Source organism: Lysobacter oculi, assembly GCF_003293695.1.
Taxonomy (GTDB): Bacteria; Pseudomonadota; Gammaproteobacteria; order Xanthomonadales; family Xanthomonadaceae; genus Solilutibacter; species Solilutibacter oculi.
The window spans coordinates 1,217,138-1,238,601 of the sequence record NZ_CP029556.1; the positions used below are offsets into that span (position 1 = coordinate 1,217,138).

Below are 21,464 nucleotides of genomic sequence, written 5' to 3' on the forward strand. Positions count from 1 at the left end.
GGAAAAAGCCGGCGGGGGAATGTCCCCGACCGGCTTTTCCAAATGATACCGATGGCGGCCGGGGTTTGCCAGCCGCCCGGCTTCAGCGGTCGCTGCGCAGGTACTGCAGGAAGGGATCGTTGCGGTCGAGGACGATCACCGAATCGCTGCCCTTGAACGAGCCGCGATAGGCTTCCAAGCTGCGCTGGAAGGCATAGAAGCCGGCATCCTTCTGCGCCGCGCTGGCGTACAGGCGCGCGGCCTCGGCATCACCCTCGCCGCGCAGCTTCTGCGCGTCGCGCTCGGCCTCGGACACGATCACCGTACGGTCACGGTCAGCCTGGGCGCGGATCTGGCGGGCCTGCTCCTCGCCCTCGGCGCGCAGGCGGCTGGCCACCTGCTGGCGCTGGGCGCGCATGCGGTTGTAGACGTCGCCGATCACGTCGCTGTCGGTCGGCAGCTCGATCTGCTTGAGGCGCAGGTCGACGATGCGCACGCCGACGTTCTTCGCGCCCTGGTTGATGATGTCGAGCTGCTGGCGGGTCACTTCGCCGCGATCGCCGGACACCACTTCCTTCAGCGTGCGCGAGTTGATCTCGTTGCGCAGCGCGTCCTTGATGATCGGCGCGAGGCGCTGCACGGCCACGCTTTCATCACCATTGGTCGCGCGATAGAAGGCGCTGGCGTTCTCGATCATGCCGAGCGCGAAGAAATCGACGCTCAGGTCCTTGCGCTCGGAATCGAGGTAGCGCTCCGGCGTAGCATCGAGCACCTGCAGGCGGCGGTCGAAGATGCGCGCGCTTTCGATCAGCGGCACCTTGAAATGCAGGCCCGGCCCGATGTCGGCGCGGGCGACGCGACCCAGGTTGAGCACGATGGCCGTCTGGCCTTCGCGGACGATGTAGAAGGAGCCCGTGGCGAGCAGCAAGGCGACCACGAGGATCGGCAAAATACGCGAGACAAATCCGTTCATGTCGATCACTTTCCTTCCGTGCCGGAGCGCGGCTGGCGCGCGGGACGCGGCGTGTTGTCCGCCTGCTGCACGGCCTGGGCGGCGGCTTCCACCGGCACCACCGGCGATACGGCACTCGATGCCGGCCCGGTCTGCACATCCCCCTTGCCGGCCATCGGCACATAGATAAGCTGGCGGCTGTCACCGCCGACGATGGTGCGGTTCTCGGACAGCACTTCCTGCACGGTTTCCAGCCACAGGCGCTTGCGGGTGACATCCGGCGCGGACTTGTACTGGTCGACCAGCAGGCTGAAACGCTCGGCGTCACCGGTGGCACGCGCGACCTTGGCGGTCTTGTAGCCTTCGGCCTGGGTGCGGATGCTGGCCGCCTGGCCGCGTGCTTCCGGCACCACCTGCGCGGCGTAGGCACGCGCCTCGCTGATCACGCGGTCGCGGTCCTGGCTGGCGCTGTTGACGTCGTCGAACGCCGGCTTCACTTCATCCGGCGGACGCGCGTTCTGCAGGTTGAGTTCGGTCACGACGATGCCGGTGCGGTAGGCATCGAGTGACTTCTGCAGCTGCACCCGCGCCGAGACCGCCAGCGCATTGCGCGCGCCGAGCACGGTGTCGAGGGTGGCGCGACCGACCTGTTCGCGGACGTTGCTGAGCGCGGCCTGCTCCAGCACGGTGTCGGCATCGCGGGTGCCGAACAGGTACTTGAGCGGGTCACCGACGCGGTACTGCACGTTGATCTGCACATCGACGATGTTCTCGTCGCTGGTCAGCACCGGGACGGTGGTGTCGAAGGTCTTGATGGAAGTCGCATCGACCTTGGTGACGCGCTCGATCGGCCACGGCAGCTTGAAGTTGGGGCCGGGCTGCATGACGCGGGCGAACTGGCCGAAGCGCAGCACCACGCCGCGCTGCTGCTCGGCCACCAGCACGAAGGTCGAGAACAGCAGCCAGAGCGCCAGCGCGATGCCGATCCAGCGCAGCGGCGAGCCGCCATCGAACAGGTCGCGAAAGCGGGCCAGCAGGCCGTCGAGGGGGTTGCGTCCACCGCCACCGCCGGAAGAGCGGGGAATCCGTGGCGGAAGGTCGCGTCCGCCGTCTCCGGGTTTGTTCCAGGCCATGCCTGCTCCGTCTGGGCCCGTGCCGTGGCGGGATGCCGTCGCGCGGGCGGAAGAATCTCGATTCTAACGGGCGCCACGCCGGGCGTCCGTCCAATTCAGATGGGGTCGTCCTCGCCCGGAGGCAAGTGTTCGCGCAGCACGGCGGCGTGCGGATCGGCCAACAGGCGCCGCGCATCGCTTTCAGGCAGGTCGATATCGAGCCGCCAGCCGTCCTCGTCATGCGATTCGGCACGGATCGCGCCCAGCCCGTGCAACTGCGAGCGCAGCCGCGCGGCATCGCTCGGCAGGCGCAGCGTGGTGGTGATGCGGCGCATGCCGAACAGCTGCGCCAGCCCTTCGCGGAGTTCATCGAGCCCCAGCGCATCGCGCGCGGACACCCAGGCGCGCGGCCGGGTGTCTTCGCCGCGTTCGAAGCGCGGCACGATCTGCTCCAGCCGGTCGATCTTGTTGTAGACCAGCACCTGCGGCAGGTCACCGGCGCCGATTTCCTCCAGCACCGCATCGACCTGACCGATGCGCTCCTCGCGCAGGGGATCGGCGGCATCGACCACGTGCAGCAGCAGGTCGGCCTCGCGCGCTTCGGACAGCGTGGAGCGGAACGCGGCGACCAGTTCGTGCGGCAGGTCGCGCACGAAGCCGACGGTATCGGCCAGCAACGCGTGCCCACCCGGCAGGTCGATGCGGCGCACGGTTGGGTCCAGCGTGGCAAACAGCTGATCGGCGGCATAGGCCTGCGCGCCGGTCAGCGCATTGAACAGCGTCGACTTGCCGGCATTGGTGTAGCCCACCAGCGCGATCCGCGGCAAGGCGCTGCGCACCCGCGAACGGCGCATCTGGGTGCGCTGCACTTCCACTTTTTCCAGGCGCTTCTGCAACTGCTCGACGCGCTTCTGCAGCAGCCGGCGGTCGGTTTCCAGCTGGGTTTCACCCGGACCGCGCAGTCCGATGGAGCCGCCGCGCTGGCGTTCCAAGTGCGTCCAGCCGCGCACCAACCGCGTGGCGAGGTGCTTGAGCTGGGCCAGTTCCACCTGCAACTTGCCTTCGTGCGAATGCGCACGCTGCGCGAAGATGTCGAGGATCAATCCGGTGCGATCCACCACCCGACGCTCCAGCAGCTTCTCCAGGTTGCGTTCCTGGCCCGGTGAGAGTTGATGGTTGACGAGGATGAGGTCGGCGCCGACCGCATCGGCGGCCGCCTTCACTTCCTCCAGCTTGCCACTGCCGATCAGCGTGGCCGGGTTGGGCTTGTCGATGCGCGCGGTGGCGACATGCAGCACCTGCGCACCGGCGGAGCGCGCCAGTTCGGCGAATTCCTCCATCACTTCGTCTTCGGGCGCGCCGCCGCGATGCGGCTGGATCAGCAGGGCGTTCTCGCCCTTCTTGGAGCGGTCAAACAATTCCACCGGTCAGTGTCCTGTTGCCTGCATGACGCGGTGGAACGTGGAAGCTCTCCGCATCAGTCGTCGATCTGGGCGACGGCCATCTCGCCGTCTTCGCCATTGGATTGCACATAGCCGCCGCCCGGCCCCACGCGCACGTTGCGCGCCGGCACCACGGTGGAAATGGCGTGCTTGTAGACCATCTGGCTCACGGTATTGCGCAGCAGGACCACGAACTGGTCGAACGATTCAATCGTCCCCTGCAGCTTGATGCCGTTGACCAGGTACACGGACACCGGCACGCGCTCGCGGCGCAGCGCGTTGAGGAAGGGATCCTGCAAGGATTGGGCTTTCGACACGTCTGTCCCCTTTTTTCTTGTTTGTTGTTGTTGTGATGTCGCCAATGCCGGCCCTCACCCGGCCGGACGCCCGAGTTTAGCGCAGGCCCGCAATCAGGCGGGCAGGATGCGTCCGGCGGCCTCGCGCAGGCGTCCGGTTTCGCGATGCGGGTCAAACCACAGGGCATCGTGGCGGCCACGGAGCCAGGTCAGTTGCCGCTTGGCCAGCTGCCGCGTGGCGAAGATCGCTCGGTCGCGGAAGGTCGCGGCATCGAACACGCCATCCAAGTGTTCCCAGGCCTGCCGGTAACCGACCGCACGGATCGCCGGCAGGTCGAGCGGCGCGGGATGGTCGAGCAGTTCAGGCCGTTCACGCAGGCCGCGGACTTCGTCGAGGAAGCCGGCATCGAGCATCATGTCGAAGCGTATTTCGATGCGCCGGTGCAATTCCGCGCGGTCATCGGGCGCCAGCACCAGCTTCAGCACTTTCGCCGGCAGGCGCGGTGCGTTCGCGCCTTCGCGTTGCCATTGCGAGATCGGCTTGCCGCTCAACCGCCAGACTTCCAACGCGCGCTGGATGCGTTGCGGATCGGTGGTGTGGATGCGCGAGGCGGCTTCGGCATCCACCTTCGCCAGCTCCGCATGCAGGGCCGGCCAGCCGCGTTCCGCCGCCTCGGCGCTGATCGACGCGCGCATGTCGGCATCGGCTTCGGGCATCGGGGCGAGGCCGTTCAACAAGGCGTGGAAGTACAGGCCGGTGCCGCCGGCGAGGATCGGCAACTTGCCGCGCGCGAGGATGCCGTCGATGGCGGCGCGTGCATCCGTCGCGAATTCCGCCGCCGAATACGCCTGCCATGGCTCGCGCAGGTCGATCAGGTGATGCGGCACGATGGCGCGTTCGTCGGCACTCGGCTTGGCCGCGCCGATGTCGAGCCCGCGATAGACCAGCGCCGAATCGACGCTGACGATCTCGCCGTTGAAGCGTTCCGCCAGTTCCAGCGCAAACGCGGTCTTCCCCGACGCGGTCGGGCCCATCACCGCGATCGCGGGCGGGCGACGATCCGCCGGCATCAATACCCCGTCTGCGCGAGCTCCGCGCGGACCGCGTCATGCGTGGCCAGCACTTCGCGCGAGGGCGCACGCGTCATCAGGCTCACGCCGACCACCGCCAGCGTGCCGATTGATGAAGCCGGGCACGATCTCGTACAACGCGCTGCCGGCGAACTGCTTCCACAGGATCACCGTGGCCGCACCGGCGACGATGCCGGCCAACGCGCCCCAACCGTTCATGCGCCGCCAGAACAGGGACATCAACACCACCGGGCCGAACGCCGCGCCGAAACCGGCCCAGGCGTAGCTCACCAGGCCGAGCACGCGGCTGTCCGGATCACGCGCGATGAAGATCGCGACCAGTGCCACCAGCGCCACCATCGCGCGGCCGAACCACACCAGTTCGCGCTCGCCCGCCTCTGGCCGCACGAAGCCGCGATAGAAGTCCTCGGTCAACGCGCTGGCGCAGACCAGCAACTGGCAGGACAGCGTGCTCATCACCGCGGCGAGAATCGCGGACAACAACACACCGGCGATCCACGGATTGAACAGCAATTCCGCCAGCACGATGAACACGCGCTCCGGGTTCGCGGTGACGGGGCCGGCCTGATCCGGGTGCGCTTCGAAATAACTGATACCGAAGAAACCGACGAGGATCGCGCCGAGCAGGCACAGCACCATCCAGGTCATGCCGATGCGCCGCGCCTGCGGGATCGTTTTGACGCTTTCCGCCGCCATGAAGCGCGCCAGGATGTGCGGCTGCCCGAAGTAGCCCAGGCCCCACGCCAGCGCGGAGATCACCGCGATGAAGCCGCCCTTGCCCACCCACGACAGCTTGAGCGCGTCGCTGCGCTCGATCATGGCGAGGCTCTCCGTCGGCCCACCGACCGCAGCCATCACGATGATCGGCGTCAGGATCAGCGCGAAGATCATCAGCGTGGCCTGCACGGTGTCGGTCCAGCTCACCGCGAGGAAGCCGCCGATCAGCGTGTAGGCGATCGTCGCCGCCGCGCCCCACCACAGCGCCTGCGCGTACGGCAGCCCAAACACGCTTTCGAACAGGCGCGCGCCGGCCACGATGCCGCTGGCGGCGTACAGCGCGAAGAACACCAGGATCACCAGCGCCGAAACCACGCGCAGCAGCTTGCCGTTCTCGCCGAAGCGGGTGGTGAAGTAGTCCGGCAGCGTCAGCGCATCGGCGCTGCGCTCGGTGTACAGGCGCAACGGACCGGCGACGAAACGCCAGTTGAGATACGCGCCGATCACCAGCCCGACCGCGATCCACGCCTCCGACAGGCCGGTGAGATACAACGCGCCCGGCAGGCCCATCAGCAACCAGCCGCTCATGTCCGACGCGCCCGCCGACAACGCGGTGACGTAGCCGCCCAGCGAACGCCCGCCGAGGATGTAGTCGTCGAAATCGCGGGTGCGCCACCACGCGATGAACCCGATGGCGACCATCGCCAGCAGGTAGAAACCGAAGGTGATCAGCAGCGGCGTGCTGGCGGTCATGCGCGAATCCCCGGGAAACGATGCCGCGAGTGTACCCGCCGGCCGCCCCGCGCTATTCCGGCCAGACGATGGCCGGCGCGGCCCGCTCCACGCGCGGCGCGGGCACGGCGGCGACCGCCTCCCACACCTTCAGCGCATCGACCGTGGCGGCGACATCGTGCACGCGTACCAGTTTTGCGCCGTTCTGCGCGGCGATGACATGCGCGGCCACCGAACCATGCATGCGTTCGGCGGGCACATCGCGACCGGTGAGATCGCCGATGGTGCGCTTGCGCGACAGGCCAGCCAGCACCGGCACATCGAGTTCGGTGAAACGCCGCAACTGCGCCAGCAATTGCAGGTTGTGTTGCGCGGTCTTGCCGAACAAGCCGAAGCCGGGATCGACGATGAGCTTCTTCTTGTCGATGCCGGCCATCTCGCAGGCGAAGATGCGTTCGGCCAGGAAACGATGCACCTCGCCCACCACATCGTCGTACTGCGGCGCGGCCTGCATCGCGCGTGGCTCGCCGAGCATGTGCATCAACACCACCGGCACGCCGAGTTCCGAAGCCGCATCCAGCGCACCTTCGCGGCGTAGTGCGTAGACGTCGTTGATCATCCCGGCACCGGCGGCCACCGCCGCGCGCATCACTTCCGGTTTGGAGGTGTCGATACTGATCGGGACGGTGACCTGTGCGGCCAGCGCTTCGATCACCGGGATGACGCGACGCAGTTCTTCTTCCACCGGCACTTCACCCGCGCCGGGCCGGGTGGATTCCCCACCGATGTCGAGCACGTCCGCGCCCTCTTCCACCAACTTCAATGCGTGGGCGATGGCGGCGGCGGCGGAGTCATGGGCGCCGCCATCAGAAAACGAATCCGGAGTGACATTGACGATGCCCATCACCCGCGTGCGATCGAGTTTGAGCGGGCGGCCTGCGCAGTCAATCTGCGGCCCGATATCGAACATCAGCCCACCTCCACATGCGCATCGGGGTGCCGGTCCGGCACCAGGTTGAGTTGGACTCCCTGCTCCAGCCACGCCTTCGCGCCGGCGAGCACAAAGGCGGAGCCCTCGGTGCTGTCTCGCAGCTGCCGGATCACCGCATCGGCATCGCCCTGGAAACCCGCGTGTTCGATCTCGACGAAGGCCGCGTCGTCACCGCGAGGGGTGAAGCGCCAGCTCACGATGCCGGCGTCATCGCCCGCGCCCCAGCGCAGTTTCAGCGACGTCGGCGGCGTGATTTCCAGCACCTCCACCGGGCTCTCGAAGCCGTACCACGACCAGCGCCAATGCGCGCGTTGACCCGGCTCGCGCAGCGCGGCGCTGCCATCGCTGAACCAGAAGCGGGCGGTGATGGCGGGGTCGGTGAAGGCGGCAAAAACTTCCGCGACGGGGCGGCGGATCAGCATCGCGGCAAATGCAACGTGGGCAGGCATGGATGAAGCCTAGCGGAAACAAAAACGGGACGCCGAAGCGTCCAGCTTGGTTGAGCCGCAGTGATCAGTTGATGCCGTCTGGCGTGATCTGCGGCCCGCCGATGGTGAGGCCCTGCTCCGGCGGCGGATCGGAGGGCGGCGGCACGTCCTTCTTCACCCAACCGACCGGCGGCTTGGGTGTACGGCCGGCCATCAGGTCCTTCACCTGTTCGGCGTCGATGGTTTCCCATTCCAGCAGCGCCTTGGCCATGGCGTCCATGACATCGCGCTTGGTGTCGAGGATGCGATGCGCGACCGCGTACTGCTCGTCCAGGATCCGGCGGATTTCCGCATCCACCTTCTGTTGCGTGGCCTCGGACACGGTCTTGCTCTGCATGCCCCAGGTGCCGTCCTGGCTGTCGGCGTAGACCATGGTGCCGAGTGCTTCGGACATGCCGTACTTGGTCACCATGCCGCGGGCCAATGCCGTGGCGCGTTCGAAATCGTTCGAGGCGCCGGTGGACATCTGCCCCATGAACAGTTCTTCGGCGATGCGGCCGCCAAACAGGATCGCGATCTCTTCCAGCATCTTGTCCTTGTAGTGGCTGATGCGGTCGTGCTCCGGCAGCTGCCAGGTCAGGCCCAGCGCCCAGCCGCGCGGCATGATGGTCACCTTGTGCACGGGATCGGCCTTGGGCAGCGACATCGCCACCACCGCGTGACCGGACTCGTGGTACGCCGTGTTGCGGCGCTCGTCCTCGCGCATCACCATGCTGCGGCGCTCCGGACCCATGAAGATCTTGTCCTTCGCGTTCTCGAAGTCCTGCATGTCCACGGACTTCTTGTTGTGACGCGCGGCGAACAGCGCGGCTTCATTGACCAGGTTGGCGAGATCCGCGCCGGACATGCCAGGCGTGCCGCGCGACAGCACATCCGGGCGCACGTCATCGGCCAGCGGCACCTTGCGCATGTGCACGCGCAGGATCTGTTCGCGGCCCTTGATGTCGGGCAGCCCCACCATGACCTGGCGGTCGAAACGGCCCGGGCGCAGCAACGCCTTGTCGAGCACATCGGGACGGTTGGTCGCGGCGATGACGATGACGCCTTCCCCGCCTTCGAAGCCATCCATTTCCACCAGCATCTGGTTGAGCGTCTGCTCGCGCTCGTCGTTGCCGCCGCCCATGCCGGCGCCACGATGGCGGCCGACGGCGTCGATTTCGTCGATGAAGATGATGCATGGCGCCTGCTTCTTGGCCTGCTCGAACATGTCGCGCACGCGGCTGGCGCCGACGCCGACGAACATCTCGACGAAGTCGGAGCCGGAAATCGAGAAGAACGGCACGCGGGCCTCGCCGGCGATGGCCTTCGCCAGCAGCGTCTTGCCGGTGCCGGGCGGGCCGACCATCAGCACGCCGCGCGGGATCTTGCCGCCGAGCTTCTGGAACTTGGAGGGATCACGCAGGAATTCGACGAGCTCGGAGACTTCCTCCTTCGCCTCATCGCAACCGGCGACATCGGCGAACGTGACCTTGGTCTGGTCCTCGTTGAGCAGCTTGGCGCGCGACTTGCCGAAGCTCATCGCCCCCTTGCTGCCGCCCTGCTGCATCTGCCGCATCATGTAGATCCAGATGCCGATGAACAGCGCCATCGGCAGCAGGTTGATCAGCAGACTGAGCAGGATGCCGCGACCCGAGGACGCCGGCTCCTGGCTGATCTCGACCTTGTGGTTGATGAGGTCGTCCATCAGGCGGTCGTCGCGCGGGGCGACGGTCGTGCCCTTGCTGTTGTCCTTGCGCTCGAACGCGATGGTGCGGCCGTCATCGGCGATGTCGACCTTGCGGATGCGGTCGTTGCGCACGGAGTCCACGAACTCCGAATACAGCACGTTGCCGCTGCTGGCGCCGGTGCGCGGGCTGAAGCCCTGGAACACCATCATCAGCACGATGGCGACCGTCACCCACAGCAGCATGTTCTTCATCAGGTCTTTCATCACGTCTCCGGGGCATGGCCCCAAGCCGGGCTATTTCTTCATCTGCGCCAGCTTGCCCTGGGCCAGCGCATAAACCTCGTTGGAACGGCGGCGCGATGCCGCGGGTTTGCGGATCACCACCTTGGTGTAGCGGCGGCGCAGGTCACGCACGTAATCGTCGAAACCCACGCCCTGGAACAGCTTGATCAGGAAATCGCCCCCGGTGCGGAGATGGTCGTCGGCGAATGCCATCGCCAGTTCCGACAGGTGCATGGCCCGGGCCTGGTCGACCTGGTCCACTCCACTCATATTGGGGGCCATGTCCGACAACACAAGATCGACCGGCGCACCGCCGAGCATCGTCTCCAGCTGGGATAAGACGGCATCCTCCCTGAAATCCCCATGAAGGAAGTCGACCCCGGCCAGCGTCGGCATGTCGAGGATGTCGGAGGCGATCACCCGCCCGCTGTCGCCCATCTGCTGGCGGACCCATTGCGACCAGCCGCCCGGCGCCGCGCCCAGGTCCACCACCACCATGCCGGGCTTGAGCAGGCGATCGCGCTCGACAAGTTCCTCCAGCTTGTAGGCCGCACGCGACCGCATGCCCTCCGCCTGCGCCTTCTTGACGTAGGGATCGGAGAAATGCTCCTTGAGCCAGCGCTGGCTGGATTTGCTGCGGGACATGGGTCTTGGGATGCGTCCGTTCGGCGGGGGCGGACAGGCCCGCATGATACCCTGAGGCCCGATTCCGCCTTCGCAGATGCTGCATGACAAGCGCCCCGCTCACTTCCGCCCAGACCCGTTTCCTGCGCGGCCAGGCGCATGGCCTGAAGGCCCTGCTGCAGGTCGGCGGCAAGGGCATCAGCGACACCTTGGTGGCCGAGCTGAACCAGCTGCTGGAAGACCACGAGCTGATCAAGGTGAAGGTGGGCGCGGAAGACCGCGAGGCCCGTGACGCGATGATCGACCTGCTCGCCGAACGCAGCCACGCCGGCATCGTCCAGCGCATCGGCCACACCGTGGTGCTCTACCGCGCGTCGAAGGACAAGCGCAGGATCGTCCTGCCGCGCGCCTGAGGCCGTCCGCGATGCTGCTGGTCGAGGAAAAACCCGACTTCGAATTCTTCCTGCGCGGGGCCGATGGCCGCTCCGCACGCGTAAACGACCGCGAATTGACCGCCAGCTTCATCATCGCGCCCGACAAGCTGGTCGAAGGCTGGACGCCGCGCGACATCGATTCGCTCGACGTGCCCGCCATCCAGTCGGTGCTGGCAATGCAACCGGAGGTGGTGATCCTCGGTACCGGCGGCCAGCAGGCCTTCCCGCATCCCGAAGTCATGGCCGCCTGCCTGCAACGCGGCATCGGCATCGAGTGCATGGCCAACGCCGCCGCCGCGCGCACCTATGACGTGCTGGCCGGCGAAGGCCGACGCGTCGTCGCGGCCTTCCTGCTGCCGGGCTGAGCCGGCATCCCTATTAAATTTATTTACGCGGCAGGTAGAGCTGCGGGTCGACCGGCTTGCCGTTCAACCTGATCTCGAAATGCAGCATGTTGCGCGGCGCGCCGGTGCTGCCCATCTCGCCGATCTGCTGGCCGGCCTTGACCACCCCGCCCTCGTTGACGAGGCGCTTGCGGTTGTGGCCGTAGGCGGAAAGCCACTGGTCGTTGTGCTTGACGATGATCAGCTCGCCGTAGCCGACCAGGCCCGAACCCGAATACACCACGGTGCCATCGGCCGCGGCGCGGACGGGGACACCTGCATCGCCGGCGATATCGATGCCTTGCCGCGTCGGGTTGCCGGACTGGTAGGTGTTGATGACGTTGCCATCGGCCGGCCAGTGCCAGGCCAGGCTGGCGACCGGGGCCACCACCGAAGGCGGCGGCGCGGTCGGGCGCGTCGGCACCGGTTTCACCGGCGTGCGTGCCGGCGGGATGGTCGCCACGCTGCCGCCCGGATACAGGCGCAGGCGCTGGCCCGGATGGATGATGTACGGCGGCGGGATGTTGTTCCACAGCGCCAGATCGAGCGCGGTGATGCCATTGGTGGTGGCGATGCGATACACCGTGTCGCCCTTCTGCACCACCTGCGTCGCGCCGTACTTCGGCTGCGAGACGCGTACCGGCGAACTGCCGGTGGGCTGCGGCGTGCCGGATGCGCCCGACGTACCGCCGGTACGCACCACACTGCTGCTGCAACCCGCGGCGAGCATCGCAGTGCCCGCCATCATCATCAAGATATTCGTCGTGCCGCGATTCATTCGCCTATGCCTTCCAGATGAGGTAACCGACCAGCGCCGCCAGGATGGCCAGCGCGAACCAGCCTATCGGTTCGATGTAACGGTGGAGTGCACGTTCGGCGCGCTCGCCACCCAGCCGGATCGCCAGCGCGATCAGAAACACGCGCTTGCCGCGACCGACCAGCATGCTGGCGAGGAACGGTAGCATCGGCACCCCGACGATGCCCGACGCCCACGTGAACACCTTCATCGGGATCGGCGAAAAACCGGCCAGCACCAGGAACCAGAACACCGACCACGGCGACACCGCCGACTTTTCCTGCACCACCGCGATGCCCTGCTCGATCTTGTCAAGCATGTGCAGCGAGGCCAGCGCAGGCTTCAGCGCCTCGAACGCGTGGTGGCCCAGGTAGTAACCGATCACCGCACCCGCCATTGACGCCGCCAGGCTCACGCCGGCAAACCAGAAGCCGCGCCTGGGCTGCGCCAGGCACATCGGCGCCAGCATGGTTTCCGGCGGAATGGGGAAGAAGATCGCCTCGATGAAACTCAGCCCCGCCAGCAGCCAGGTGGCGTTGCGATGCCGCGCCCAGCGCAGGGTGCGTTCGTAGATGGGGCCGAAAATCTTCATGCGGTGGGGCGCGCCTTATCCGTCGATGATGCCGGCCAGCAGCGGGACGAAGCTGACCGGCGCGAGATTGAGTTGTTCGATGTCGCCGTCGGCCGACTTGCGCAGGCGCAACAACTGGCCGTTCACCGGCGCCACCAGCGTGCCGCCCGGCGCGAGCTGGTCGATCAGCGCCGGTTCCAGTGCCGCCGCACCGGCGGTGACCACGATGGCATCGAAGGGCGCGTGTTCGGCCCAACCGACGCGACCATCGTCATGGCGGCTGCGGATCTCCATGCCCAGCTTGCGGAAGCGCTTGCGGGCGCCGCGCAGCAGGTCGCCGATGCGCTCCACCGTGAACACCTGCAGGCCGAGCGCGGCCAGCATCGCGGCCTGGTAGCCGGAGCCGGTGCCGATTTCCAGCACGGTTTTGGGATGCGTCTCCAGCACGGCTTCGGTCATCTTCGCCACCACCCACGGCTGCGAAATGGTCTGGCCGTGGCCGATCGGCAGCGCGGTGTCCTCGTAGGCGCGGGCGGCCAGCGCTTCATCGACAAACAGATGTCGCGGCAGCGTGCGCACCGCCGAAAGCACGCGTTCGTCGCGCACGCCCTGTTCGCGCAGGCGCTCGATCAGCCGGTCGCGCACGCGCTGGCCGGTCATGCCGAGGCCGAGCGCTTCGGGTTGCAGGCGCATCCGCTGGATCATGGCTGGCCGAACCCCTGCACCCAGCTCGCCACCTGTTCCAGCGCCTGGTAACGGGTGAGGTCGACCTTGATCGGCGTGACCGAGATGGCGCCACGGCGGATGGCATCGAAATCGGTGCCGGGGCCGGCGTCCTGCTCGGGGCCGGCCGGGCCGATCCAGTAGAACGCGCGGCCACGCGGATCGGGCGCGGCGATGCAGCTTTCGGCGCGATGCCGGTTGCCGAGCCGCGTCGCTTCGAACGCGGTGACATCGCCCCAATCGATATCGGGCACGTTGACGTTGAGGATGGTGTCGGCCGGCAGCGGATCGCGCGCCAGGCGATCGACGATCTGCACCGCGGCGCGCGCAGCGGTCTCGAAATGCTGCGGGTCGTGGTCGCGGCTGACCAGCGACACCGCCACCGCCGGCAACCCGAGGAAGCGCCCTTCCATCGCCGCCGAGACCGTGCCGGAATAGATCACGTCATCGCCCAGGTTGGCGGCGTTGTTGATGCCGGAGACCACCATGTCCGGCTCCTGGCGGCCTTCGAACATGCCGGTCAGCGCCAGGTGCACGCAGTCGGTGGGCGTGCCGTGGACGCGCCAGGTGTCGGCGTCCATCTGCACCACGCGGATCGGCATGTCGAGGGTGAGCGAGTTGCTGGCGCCGCTGCGGTCGCGGTCGGGGGCGACCACCGCGACCTCGTGCCCCGCCGCGCGCAGTTCGCGGGCCAGGATGCGGATGCCGGGCGCGTCCACGCCGTCGTCGTTGCTCACCAGAATGCGCATGCGGGTCCTCGTTGCGGAGCGGTCATGATACCGGAGCCCCTTCCCCGCTAAAGTTCCCGGCATGCCCCGCACGCCTGAAAATTCCGATCCGCCGGTCGATGACGATGCCGCGCTGTTCCGCGCCGCCATCGGCGACGTGCGCGAGCTGGAAGCCCGGCCGGAGCCCCCGTCGAAACCCAAGCCCCGCCCGCGGGCGGCGATGGCCGAGCGCGACGAGCAGGACGCCCGCGACAGCTTCCGCCTCGCCCTCGACGAACACCTGCTCGGCGCCGGCGACGCGCTCAGCTACCGGCGCGACGAAATCCCGCCGCGCGTGCTCAAACGCCTGGCGCGCGGTGAATACGCCGCCCGCGACGAACTGGACCTGCACGGCATCGACGCGAAAACGGCCGAGAACTGGCTGCGCGAATTCCTCCGCCACGCGCTGGCCGAGGACCTGGGCTGCGTACGCATCATCCACGGCAAGGGCCGCTATTCCGCCGAAGGCGTGCCGGTGCTGAAGAACATGGTGGACCGCATGCTGCGCCATCGCGCCGACGTGCTGGCCTTCCACTCCGCGCCCGCGGCGCAGGGCGGGACCGGCGCGGTGCTGGTATTGCTGTCGAAGAAAACGCGCTGACTCAGGCCGCGTTGGCGATTTCGCCCAGCTCGCGCATCACCACCGTGGCGTAGGCACCGGGCGGCAGCGCGAACGACAGCTGCAACGCGCCGTCGGCCAGCCACTGCCATTCCAGGCCGCGCACCGGCAGGCGCAGGCTGCGGCGTTCCTGCTTCATGCCGGCGGCCTCCAGCCCGTCGCACAGCGCTTGATGGGATTGGGCGATGCCGGTCTCCAGCGCGTGGATCGCGCCCGCCGTGCGCGGTTCTCCACGCCCCCACATCGGCCCGGTCGGGTGGATGTCGAAGCCGGCGATGCGCGCGCCGATGGCGTCATCGATCTCCACCGGCCCGAATACGCTCTGGCTGCCGTCGAGCATGAAGACGTCGCCTTCGGTCGCGACATCCCAGTCCCCACGCGCCACGCGTTGCGCCAGCGCCGCATTGAAGATTTCCGAACGGGCGGCGGAGAGCAGCAGCGAGCGCTCCTCGCGGCGCACGCGCTTGCCGGCGAACATCGCCAGCGCCTGAGCGACATTGCCGCCGCCGTGGCCGAAACGCTGCTCGCCGAAATAGTTGGGCACGCCACGCGCGGCGATGGCCTGCAGGCGTGCGTCCACACCGTCACGGTCGCCTTCGACCTCGCGCAACGCCAGCACAAACCGGTTGCCGGCCAGCGCGCCACGCGGCAGCTTGCGGCTGTGCCAAGCCGAGGCGATGACCTTGAGGTCGTCAGAGGCAAGTGTGTCGATGTCGGGCGCGATCTTCTTCGGCAACCAGACCGAGAAGCGCTGGCGGGTCACCGCATGGCGATCCTTCAGCCCCGCGTAGCCGATGGCCGATTCCGCCACGCCTGCCCACTGCGCGATGCGCCGCGCCGCGAACGCGGTGTTCATGCCGCGCTTCTCGATGGTCAGCAGCAGGTGTTCGCCGGCGCCGCTGGCGTCGAAGGCGTCGATCTCGTCAACGCGGAAATCCTCCGGCGCCACCCGTGCGCGTGCGCGGATCAGCGGCGCGCCATGTGCGCGCGGCTGTTCGGCGATCGACTCGCTCATGCGCCGACCAGCAGGCACACCGCCTGCGCGGCGATGCCTTCGCCCCGGCCGGTGAAGCCGAGTTTCTCGCTGGTGGTCGCCTTGACGCTGACCGCCTCCACATCGACACCCAGTGCCGCCGCCAGCGTCTCGCGCATCGCCTGGGCGTGCGGGCCGACTTTCGGTGACTCGCAGACCACGGTGATGTCGCAGTTGCCGACCCGCCAGCCGCGCTCGGCCAGCAGGTGCTTGCAGTGATGGAGGAAGTCGATGCTGGCCGCATCCTTCCAGCGCATGTCGCTGGGCGGGAAGTGCTGGCCGATGTCACCCAGCGCCAGCGCGCCGAGCATGGCGTCGCAGAGCGCGTGGATGGCCACGTCGCCATCGCTATGCGCTACCACGCCACGCCCATGCGGCACGCGCACGCCACCGAGCATGACGTGGTCGCCTTCTCCGAAGGCATGCACATCGAAGCCCTGCCCGATGCGGATGCGCGGCGCGCCGGTCTGTTCGCTCATCGTCTGGCCACCATGAATTCGAAGCGCGCCAGGTCGGCGGGCGTGGTGATCTTGAAATTGTCCTCGCTGCCTTCGACCAGGCGTGCGTGGACGCCGACGCGCTCCATCGCCATCGCCTCGTCGGTGACCTCGATGCCGTGATTCGCCGCATCAGCCAGCGCATCGGCCAGCGCACGGCGCGGGAAGGCCTGCGGAGTGAACGCGCGCCACAGCCGTTCGCGCGGCTCGGTGGCCGCGATGTCGCCGGCGGCATCGGCGCGCTTCAGTGTGTCGCGCACCGGCGCGGCGAGGATCGCGCCCTGCGGATGCACGGCGAGCGCATCGACCAGCGCATCGATATCGCGATGCGACAGATTGGGACGCGCGGCATCGTGGACCAGCACCGCATCGTCCTCGCCCACTTCGACCGGCAAGGCGGCCAGCGCGTTCGCCACCGACGCGGCGCGGCTGTCACCGCCGATGCAGGTCAGTACCGGCTTGCCGTGCAGGCTGGATTCGCCCGCAGCGCAATGCGCGTCGCCTGCGGATACCGCCACCATCGCGCCGGCGATGCGCGGATGCGACAGCAGCGCGTCGAGCGTGTGCATCAGCACCGTCCTGCCCGCCACTTCAAGGTATTGCTTGGGGATGTCGCCGCCGAAACGCGCACCGCGACCGGCCGCCGGGATCACGCACCAGTGCGCGCGACTCACTCTTCCGGCGCCTCGGACGGCGCGGGTTCCGCCGGCCTGCGGTCATCGACCACGCGGTAGAAGGTTTCGCCCGGCTTGATCAGGCCGAATTCGTCGCGCGCGCGTTCCTCGATGGCCGCACCGCCGGAGGACGGATCCTTGAGATCACGCACTTCCGCGGCAAGCGCATCGTTGCGCTCGCCGAGTTCGCCATTGGTCGCCTTCTGTTTGGCGACCTGCTCCGCCAGCGCATCGACTTCGCGCTGCCCGCCCACGCCGAACCACAGCCGGTATTGCAGCCAGCCCAGCAGGGCCAGCAGCACCAGCGCGACCAGCAAGAGCGGGCGCGGTCCGCGCATCCGTCAGCGCTTGATCGACACGAAGGCGTCGCGGCCGGCGTACTTCGCGGCGGCACCGAGCTGCTGTTCGATGCGCAGCAGCTGGTTGTACTTCGCCACGCGGTCACTGCGGCACAGCGAACCGGTCTTGATCTGCGTCGCGGTGGTGGCCACGGCGATGTCGGCGATGGTGGTGTCCTCGGTCTCGCCGGAACGGTGCGAGACGATCGCCGCGTATTTCGCCGCATCCGCCATCGCGATGGCTTCCAGCGTCTCCGACAGCGTGCCGATCTGGTTCACCTTGATCAGGATGGCGTTGGCGACGTGCTCGTCGATGCCCTGCTGGAAGATGCGCGGGTTGGTGACGAAGAGGTCGTCGCCGACCAGCTGCACGCGCTGGCCGATCTTCTCGGTGAGCAGCTTCCAGCCTTCCCAGTCATGCTCGCCCATGCCGTCTTCGATGGTGATGATCGGGTACTGGTCGCACCAGCCGGCCAGGAAGTCGGTGAACTGTTCCGAGGTCAGGCGCTTGCCTTCGCCGGTCAGGTTGTACTTGCCGTTGTCGTGGAACTCGCTGGAGGCTACATCCAGCCCCAGCAGGATGTCGTCGCCGGCCTTGTAACCGGCCTTGCCGATCGCTTCCATGATGGTGTCCAGCGCCTCGGCATTGCTGCGCAGGTCGGGCGCGAAGCCACCTTCGTCACCGACCGAGGTGGACAGGCCGCGTCCCTTCAGCACCGCCTTCAGCGCGTGGAAGATTTCGGTGCCGGCGCGCAGCGCCTCGGAGAAACGGTCGAAGCCGACCGGCAGCACCATGAATTCCTGCAGGTCGACGTTGTTGTCGGCATGTGCGCCGCCATTGATGATGTTCATCATCGGCACCGGCAGCACCGGCGTGCGGCCGTTGGCCAGGTACTTCCACAGCGGCTCGCGGCGCGAGGCGGCTTCGGCATGCGCGACGGCCATCGAAACGCCCAGCAGCGCGTTCGCGCCGAGGCGGCCCTTGTTCTCGGTGCCGTCGAGGTCGATCAGGCGCGCATCGACACCCTTCTGGTCGGCGGCGTCCATGCCCTTCAGCGCATCGGCGATCGCCCCGTTGACGTTCTCGACCGCCTTCTGCACGCCCTTGCCGAGGTAGCGGGTCTTGTCGCCGTCGCGCAGTTCGACCGCTTCCTTGGTGCCGGTCGAGGCGCCCGAGGGCACCGCCGCGCGGCCGAAGCTGCCGTCGGCGAGCGTCACTTCCGCTTCGAGCGTGGGATTGCCGCGGCTGTCGAGGATTTCGCGGGCCTGGATGTTCTGGATGGCGGTCATGTCGTCGTTTTTTCGTCTGTCAAAGTGAGGATTCGAGGAAGCCGTTGCGCTTGGTGATCGCGTCGATTTCCTTCAGCGTTTCCAGCAGCGCGCGCATCTTGCCGAGCGGCCACGCATTGGGGCCGTCGCTGAGCGCCTTGGAAGGATCGGGATGCGTTTCCATGAAGATGCCGCTGATGCCCACCGCCATCGCCGCGCGCGAGAGCACCGGCACGAATTCGCGCTGGCCGCCGCTGGAACTGCCCTGCCCGCCCGGCAACTGCACGGAGTGGGTGGCATCGAAGACGACCGGGCAACCGGTATCGCGCATCACGCTCAAGGAGCGCATGTCGCTGACCAGATTGTTGTAGCCGAAGCTCGCGCCACGCTCGCAGACCATGATGTCCTGATTGCCGGTGGACTTCGCCTTCTCCACCACCGGCTTCATGTCCCACGGCGAGAGGAACTGGCCTTTCTTGATGTTCACCGGCTTGCCGGCGTTGCAGACGCGGGTGATGAAATCGGTCTGGCGGACGAGGAAGGCCGGCGTCTGCAGCACATCGACCACCGAAGCCACTTCGTCCATCGGCGTGTATTCGTGCACGTCAGTGAGCACCGGCACGCCGAGTTGGCGCTTCACTTCGGCCAGTACCTTCAGGCCTTCTTCCAGACCGGGGCCACGGAAGCTGTTGATCGAAGTCCGGTTGGCCTTGTCGAAGCTGGACTTGAAGATGAAGGGGATGCCGAGCTCGCCGGTGATTTCCTTCAACGCGCCGGCGGTGTCGAGCTGCAATTGCATCGACTCCACCACGCACGGCCCGGCGATCAGGAAGAACGGTTGGTCCAGGCCGATGTCGAACCCGCAGAGTTTCATGCCGCCGCCTCGTTCAGGAGTTTGCCGCCGGCCTTGCGCTCGCGCGCGGCACGGATGAAGCCGACGAACAGCGGGTGACCGCCGCGCGGCGTGGAGAGGAACTCAGGATGCGCCTGGCAGGCCAGGAACCACGGATGCTGCGGCCACTCGATCATCTCGACCAGGGTGTCGTCCATCGACTTGGCGGAGAACACCAGGCCGACATCCTCAAGCCGCGTGCGGTAGTGGTTGTTGAATTCGTAGCGATGGCGGTGGCGCTCGCCGACCACATCGCTGCCATACAGCCGGTGCGCCAGCGTGCCCGGCTTGACCCGCTGCTGCTGCAGGCCCAGGCGCATGGTGCCGCCCAGGTCGCTGCCTTCGTCGCGGCGCTCGACATCGCCGGTCGAGGTGCGCCATTCGGTGATCAGGCCGATCACCGGATGCGGCGACTGGCGGTCGTTCTCGGTGCTGTTGGCGCCGTCGAGCTGCGCCAAGTGGCGCGCGGCATCGACGATCGCCGCCTGCATGCCGTAGCAGATACCGAAATACGGGATGCCGCTTTCGCGGGCATGACGCGCGGTCAGCACCTTGCCTTCGAAACCCCGGTCACCGAAGCCGCCCGGCACCAGGATGCCGTCCACGCCGGCCAGCGCGACCTGCGCGCCGTCACGCTCGACATCCTGCGATTCCAGCCACTTCAGGTTGACGCGGGTGCGCTGGCGGATGCCGCCGTGCTTGAGCGCCTCGGCGACGGACTTGTACGCATCCTTGTGGTCCACGTACTTGCCGACCACCGCGATCGTGACCTCGTCGACCGGGTGCTGGGTGGCATCGACCACCGCTTCCCACTCGGACAGGTCGGCCTGCGCGGCGGCCTTGCCTTCCAGGCGCAGCTGGTCGACCACGATCTGGTCCAGCCCCTGCTCGTGCAGCCAGGCCGGGATCTTGTAGATGTTGTCGAGGTCGATGGCGGTGATGACCGCGCGTTCCGGCACGTTGGTGAACAGCGCGATCTTGCGCTTCTCGCCTTCCGGCAGCGGCTGCTCGCTGCGGCAGATCAGCACGTCGGGCTGGATGCCGATGGAGCGCAGCTCCTTGACCGAATGCTGGGTCGGCTTGGTCTTGAGCTCACCGGCGGCGGCGATGTACGGCACCAGCGTGAGGTGCATGAACATCGCCTGCTGCGGGCCGCGCTCGGTGCGCAGCTGGCGGATGGCTTCGAGGAAGGGCAGAGATTCGATGTCACCGACTGTGCCGCCGATCTCCACCAGCGCCACATCGAAACCCCGGGTCGCGTCATCGATGCGCGCCTTGATCTCGTCGGTGATGTGCGGAATGACCTGCACCGTGCCGCCGAGGTAGTCGCCTCGGCGCTCCTTGCGGATCACGGCCTCGTAGATCTTGCCGGTGGTGATGGAGTTGGCACCCGAAAGACGGGTGTTGACGAAGCGCTCGTAGTGGCCGAGGTCGAGATCGGTTTCGGCGCCGTCGTCGGTGACGTAGACCTCGCCATGCTGGAACGGCGACATCGTGCCGGGATCGACGTTGATGTAGGGGTCCAGCTTCATCATGGTCACCCGCAGGCCGCGGGCTTCGAGGATGGCCGCGAGCGAGGCGGCGGTGATGCCCTTGCCGAGCGAGGACACCACGCCCCCGGTGACAAAGATGAGCGGCGTGGCGGCGGCGGGGGTCGTCATGAGGCGTACGTCGCGCTGGAAATCCCCATTCTACCGGCCGGGGGGCCCAAACGCGAACGCCCCGCGGCTGCGGGGCGTTGCGATGGGGCGCGGTCCGGCCCGGTCAGCGGACCGGCTTTTCCTCTTCTTCCTCGCGGTCGTCGCCGGTGCGCGAGGCCTTGCGCTCGGCGCGGCGCTGCTTGGCGGCCTCGGTGTCGGCGCGCTTGCGGGCGTCGGCCTCGGCCTTGGCGCGATCGGCGCTGCCATCCTTGTGCGACTGCTCGGTGGCGTCGGCCCTGGCGGCGTCCTTCTGCTGGGCGACGGCGGTGCCGGCGACCATCAACGCGGCGGCGGCACCGGCCAGCCAGATCATCGTGCGGAATTTCATGTTTGCCTCCTGGTCCCGTCTCGTCCGGGGGGACAGGCGCACCTTAATCTGCGGCGCCTGAATACCG

General features: G+C 67.6%; 25 protein-coding genes. 3 read left to right on the forward strand and 22 right to left on the reverse strand.

Features of this window, described 5'->3' with window-relative positions; all coding sequences use genetic code 11:
• Positions 1–82 precede the first annotated feature (82 nt).
• The 10 genes from hflC to rlmE all read right to left on the reverse strand — a co-directional run bounded on the left by hflC (position 83) and on the right by rlmE (position 10,394).
• Positions 83–952 carry a protease modulator HflC gene (gene hflC, locus DCD74_RS05855; protein WP_112926493.1) on the reverse strand — a complete coding sequence of 290 codons (870 nt, stop codon included), beginning with the start codon at positions 950–952 and terminating at the stop codon, positions 83–85.
• A gap of 5 nt (positions 953–957) precedes the next feature.
• Positions 958–2,064 carry an FtsH protease activity modulator HflK gene (gene hflK / locus DCD74_RS05860; protein WP_112926494.1) on the reverse strand — a complete coding sequence of 369 codons (1,107 nt, stop codon included), beginning with the start codon at positions 2,062–2,064 and terminating at the stop codon, positions 958–960.
• A gap of 95 nt (positions 2,065–2,159) precedes the next feature.
• Positions 2,160–3,461 carry a ribosome rescue GTPase HflX gene (gene hflX, locus DCD74_RS05865; protein WP_112927693.1) on the reverse strand — a complete coding sequence of 434 codons (1,302 nt, stop codon included), beginning with the start codon at positions 3,459–3,461 and terminating at the stop codon, positions 2,160–2,162.
• 59 nt (positions 3,462–3,520) lie between these two features.
• Entirely contained in the window at positions 3,521–3,802 is a 282-nt protein-coding gene (gene hfq / locus DCD74_RS05870; RefSeq protein WP_112926495.1) for an RNA chaperone Hfq, read from the reverse strand.
• 93 nt (positions 3,803–3,895) lie between these two features.
• Positions 3,896–4,852 (reverse strand): tRNA (adenosine(37)-N6)-dimethylallyltransferase MiaA, encoded by a 957-nt coding sequence (gene miaA / locus DCD74_RS05875; protein WP_112927694.1) that lies wholly within the window; start codon positions 4,850–4,852, stop codon positions 3,896–3,898.
• 36 nt (positions 4,853–4,888) lie between these two features.
• Positions 4,889–6,343 carry a sodium/proline symporter PutP gene (gene putP, locus DCD74_RS05880; RefSeq protein WP_237049667.1) on the reverse strand — a complete coding sequence of 485 codons (1,455 nt, stop codon included), beginning with the start codon at positions 6,341–6,343 and terminating at the stop codon, positions 4,889–4,891.
• Between the two features lie 52 nt (positions 6,344–6,395).
• Positions 6,396–7,292, reverse strand: coding sequence for a dihydropteroate synthase (gene folP, locus DCD74_RS05885; protein WP_112926496.1), 897 nt, complete (start codon positions 7,290–7,292; stop codon positions 6,396–6,398).
• Entirely contained in the window at positions 7,292–7,762 is a 471-nt protein-coding gene (locus DCD74_RS05890) for an SRPBCC domain-containing protein (protein ID WP_112926497.1), read from the reverse strand. The genes folP and DCD74_RS05890 overlap by 1 nt, the downstream gene beginning before the upstream one ends.
• Before the next feature lie 64 nt (positions 7,763–7,826).
• Positions 7,827–9,731: an ATP-dependent zinc metalloprotease FtsH gene (ftsH, locus tag DCD74_RS05895; protein WP_112926498.1), complete on the reverse strand. Its 1,905-nt coding sequence runs from the start codon at positions 9,729–9,731 to the stop codon at positions 7,827–7,829.
• Between the two features lie 30 nt (positions 9,732–9,761).
• Positions 9,762–10,394, reverse strand: a complete 633-nt coding sequence (gene rlmE / locus DCD74_RS05900) for a 23S rRNA (uridine(2552)-2'-O)-methyltransferase RlmE (protein WP_112926499.1) — start codon at positions 10,392–10,394, stop codon at positions 9,762–9,764.
• A gap of 83 nt (positions 10,395–10,477) precedes the next feature.
• On the opposite strand from rlmE, the gene yhbY reads away from it, so the two are divergent.
• Entirely contained in the window at positions 10,478–10,786 is a 309-nt protein-coding gene (gene yhbY / locus DCD74_RS05905; RefSeq protein ID WP_112926500.1) for a ribosome assembly RNA-binding protein YhbY, read from the forward strand.
• An 11-nt stretch (positions 10,787–10,797) separates the two neighbouring features.
• Positions 10,798–11,172 (forward strand): Mth938-like domain-containing protein, encoded by a 375-nt coding sequence (locus DCD74_RS05910; protein WP_112926501.1) that lies wholly within the window; start codon positions 10,798–10,800, stop codon positions 11,170–11,172.
• A gap of 19 nt (positions 11,173–11,191) precedes the next feature.
• Here DCD74_RS05910 and DCD74_RS05915 read toward each other — a convergent pair whose 3' ends face one another.
• The 4 genes from DCD74_RS05915 to surE are packed head-to-tail and all read right to left on the reverse strand — an operon-like array spanning position 11,192 to position 14,029.
• Positions 11,192–11,941, reverse strand: a complete 750-nt coding sequence (locus DCD74_RS05915) for a peptidoglycan DD-metalloendopeptidase family protein (RefSeq protein WP_237049668.1) — start codon at positions 11,939–11,941, stop codon at positions 11,192–11,194.
• 31 nt (positions 11,942–11,972) lie between these two features.
• Positions 11,973–12,578, reverse strand: a complete 606-nt coding sequence (locus DCD74_RS05920) for a YqaA family protein (protein WP_112926503.1) — start codon at positions 12,576–12,578, stop codon at positions 11,973–11,975.
• Positions 12,579–12,593: 15 nt separating this feature from the next.
• Positions 12,594–13,262 carry a protein-L-isoaspartate(D-aspartate) O-methyltransferase gene (locus tag DCD74_RS05925; protein ID WP_162615918.1) on the reverse strand — a complete coding sequence of 223 codons (669 nt, stop codon included), beginning with the start codon at positions 13,260–13,262 and terminating at the stop codon, positions 12,594–12,596.
• Positions 13,259–14,029, reverse strand: a complete 771-nt coding sequence (gene surE, locus DCD74_RS05930; RefSeq protein WP_112926505.1) for a 5'/3'-nucleotidase SurE — start codon at positions 14,027–14,029, stop codon at positions 13,259–13,261. The genes DCD74_RS05925 and surE overlap by 4 nt, the downstream gene beginning before the upstream one ends.
• Positions 14,030–14,090: 61 nt before the next feature.
• Here surE and DCD74_RS05935 point away from each other — a divergent pair, with 61 nt between their 5' ends.
• Positions 14,091–14,648, forward strand: coding sequence for a Smr/MutS family protein (locus DCD74_RS05935; protein ID WP_112926506.1), 558 nt, complete (start codon positions 14,091–14,093; stop codon positions 14,646–14,648).
• Between the two features lies 1 nt (position 14,649).
• Here the strand turns inward: DCD74_RS05935 and truD are convergent, their stop codons facing one another.
• The 8 genes from truD to DCD74_RS05975 all read right to left on the reverse strand — a co-directional run bounded on the left by truD (position 14,650) and on the right by DCD74_RS05975 (position 21,397).
• On the reverse strand, positions 14,650–15,681 hold the full coding sequence (truD, locus tag DCD74_RS05940; RefSeq protein ID WP_112926507.1) for a tRNA pseudouridine(13) synthase TruD: 1,032 nt from the start codon (positions 15,679–15,681) through the stop codon (positions 14,650–14,652).
• Positions 15,678–16,178, reverse strand: coding sequence for a 2-C-methyl-D-erythritol 2,4-cyclodiphosphate synthase (gene ispF / locus DCD74_RS05945; RefSeq protein WP_112926508.1), 501 nt, complete (start codon positions 16,176–16,178; stop codon positions 15,678–15,680). Before ispF ends, truD begins: the two co-directional genes overlap by 4 nt.
• Positions 16,175–16,870, reverse strand: coding sequence for a 2-C-methyl-D-erythritol 4-phosphate cytidylyltransferase (gene ispD, locus DCD74_RS05950; protein WP_112926509.1), 696 nt, complete (start codon positions 16,868–16,870; stop codon positions 16,175–16,177). The genes ispF and ispD overlap by 4 nt, the downstream gene beginning before the upstream one ends.
• Positions 16,867–17,208, reverse strand: a complete 342-nt coding sequence (gene ftsB / locus DCD74_RS05955) for a cell division protein FtsB (protein ID WP_112926510.1) — start codon at positions 17,206–17,208, stop codon at positions 16,867–16,869. The genes ispD and ftsB overlap by 4 nt, the downstream gene beginning before the upstream one ends.
• A 3-nt stretch (positions 17,209–17,211) precedes the next feature.
• Positions 17,212–18,498 (reverse strand): phosphopyruvate hydratase, encoded by a 1,287-nt coding sequence (gene eno / locus DCD74_RS05960; protein ID WP_112926511.1) that lies wholly within the window; start codon positions 18,496–18,498, stop codon positions 17,212–17,214.
• A gap of 19 nt (positions 18,499–18,517) precedes the next feature.
• Positions 18,518–19,351 (reverse strand): 3-deoxy-8-phosphooctulonate synthase, encoded by an 834-nt coding sequence (kdsA, locus tag DCD74_RS05965; protein WP_112926512.1) that lies wholly within the window; start codon positions 19,349–19,351, stop codon positions 18,518–18,520.
• Entirely contained in the window at positions 19,348–21,030 is a 1,683-nt protein-coding gene (locus DCD74_RS05970; protein ID WP_112926513.1) for a CTP synthase, read from the reverse strand. Before DCD74_RS05970 ends, kdsA begins: the two co-directional genes overlap by 4 nt.
• A gap of 103 nt (positions 21,031–21,133) precedes the next feature.
• Positions 21,134–21,397 carry a hypothetical protein gene (locus DCD74_RS05975; RefSeq protein ID WP_162615919.1) on the reverse strand — a complete coding sequence of 88 codons (264 nt, stop codon included), beginning with the start codon at positions 21,395–21,397 and terminating at the stop codon, positions 21,134–21,136.
• Positions 21,398–21,464: the final 67 nt, after the last annotated feature.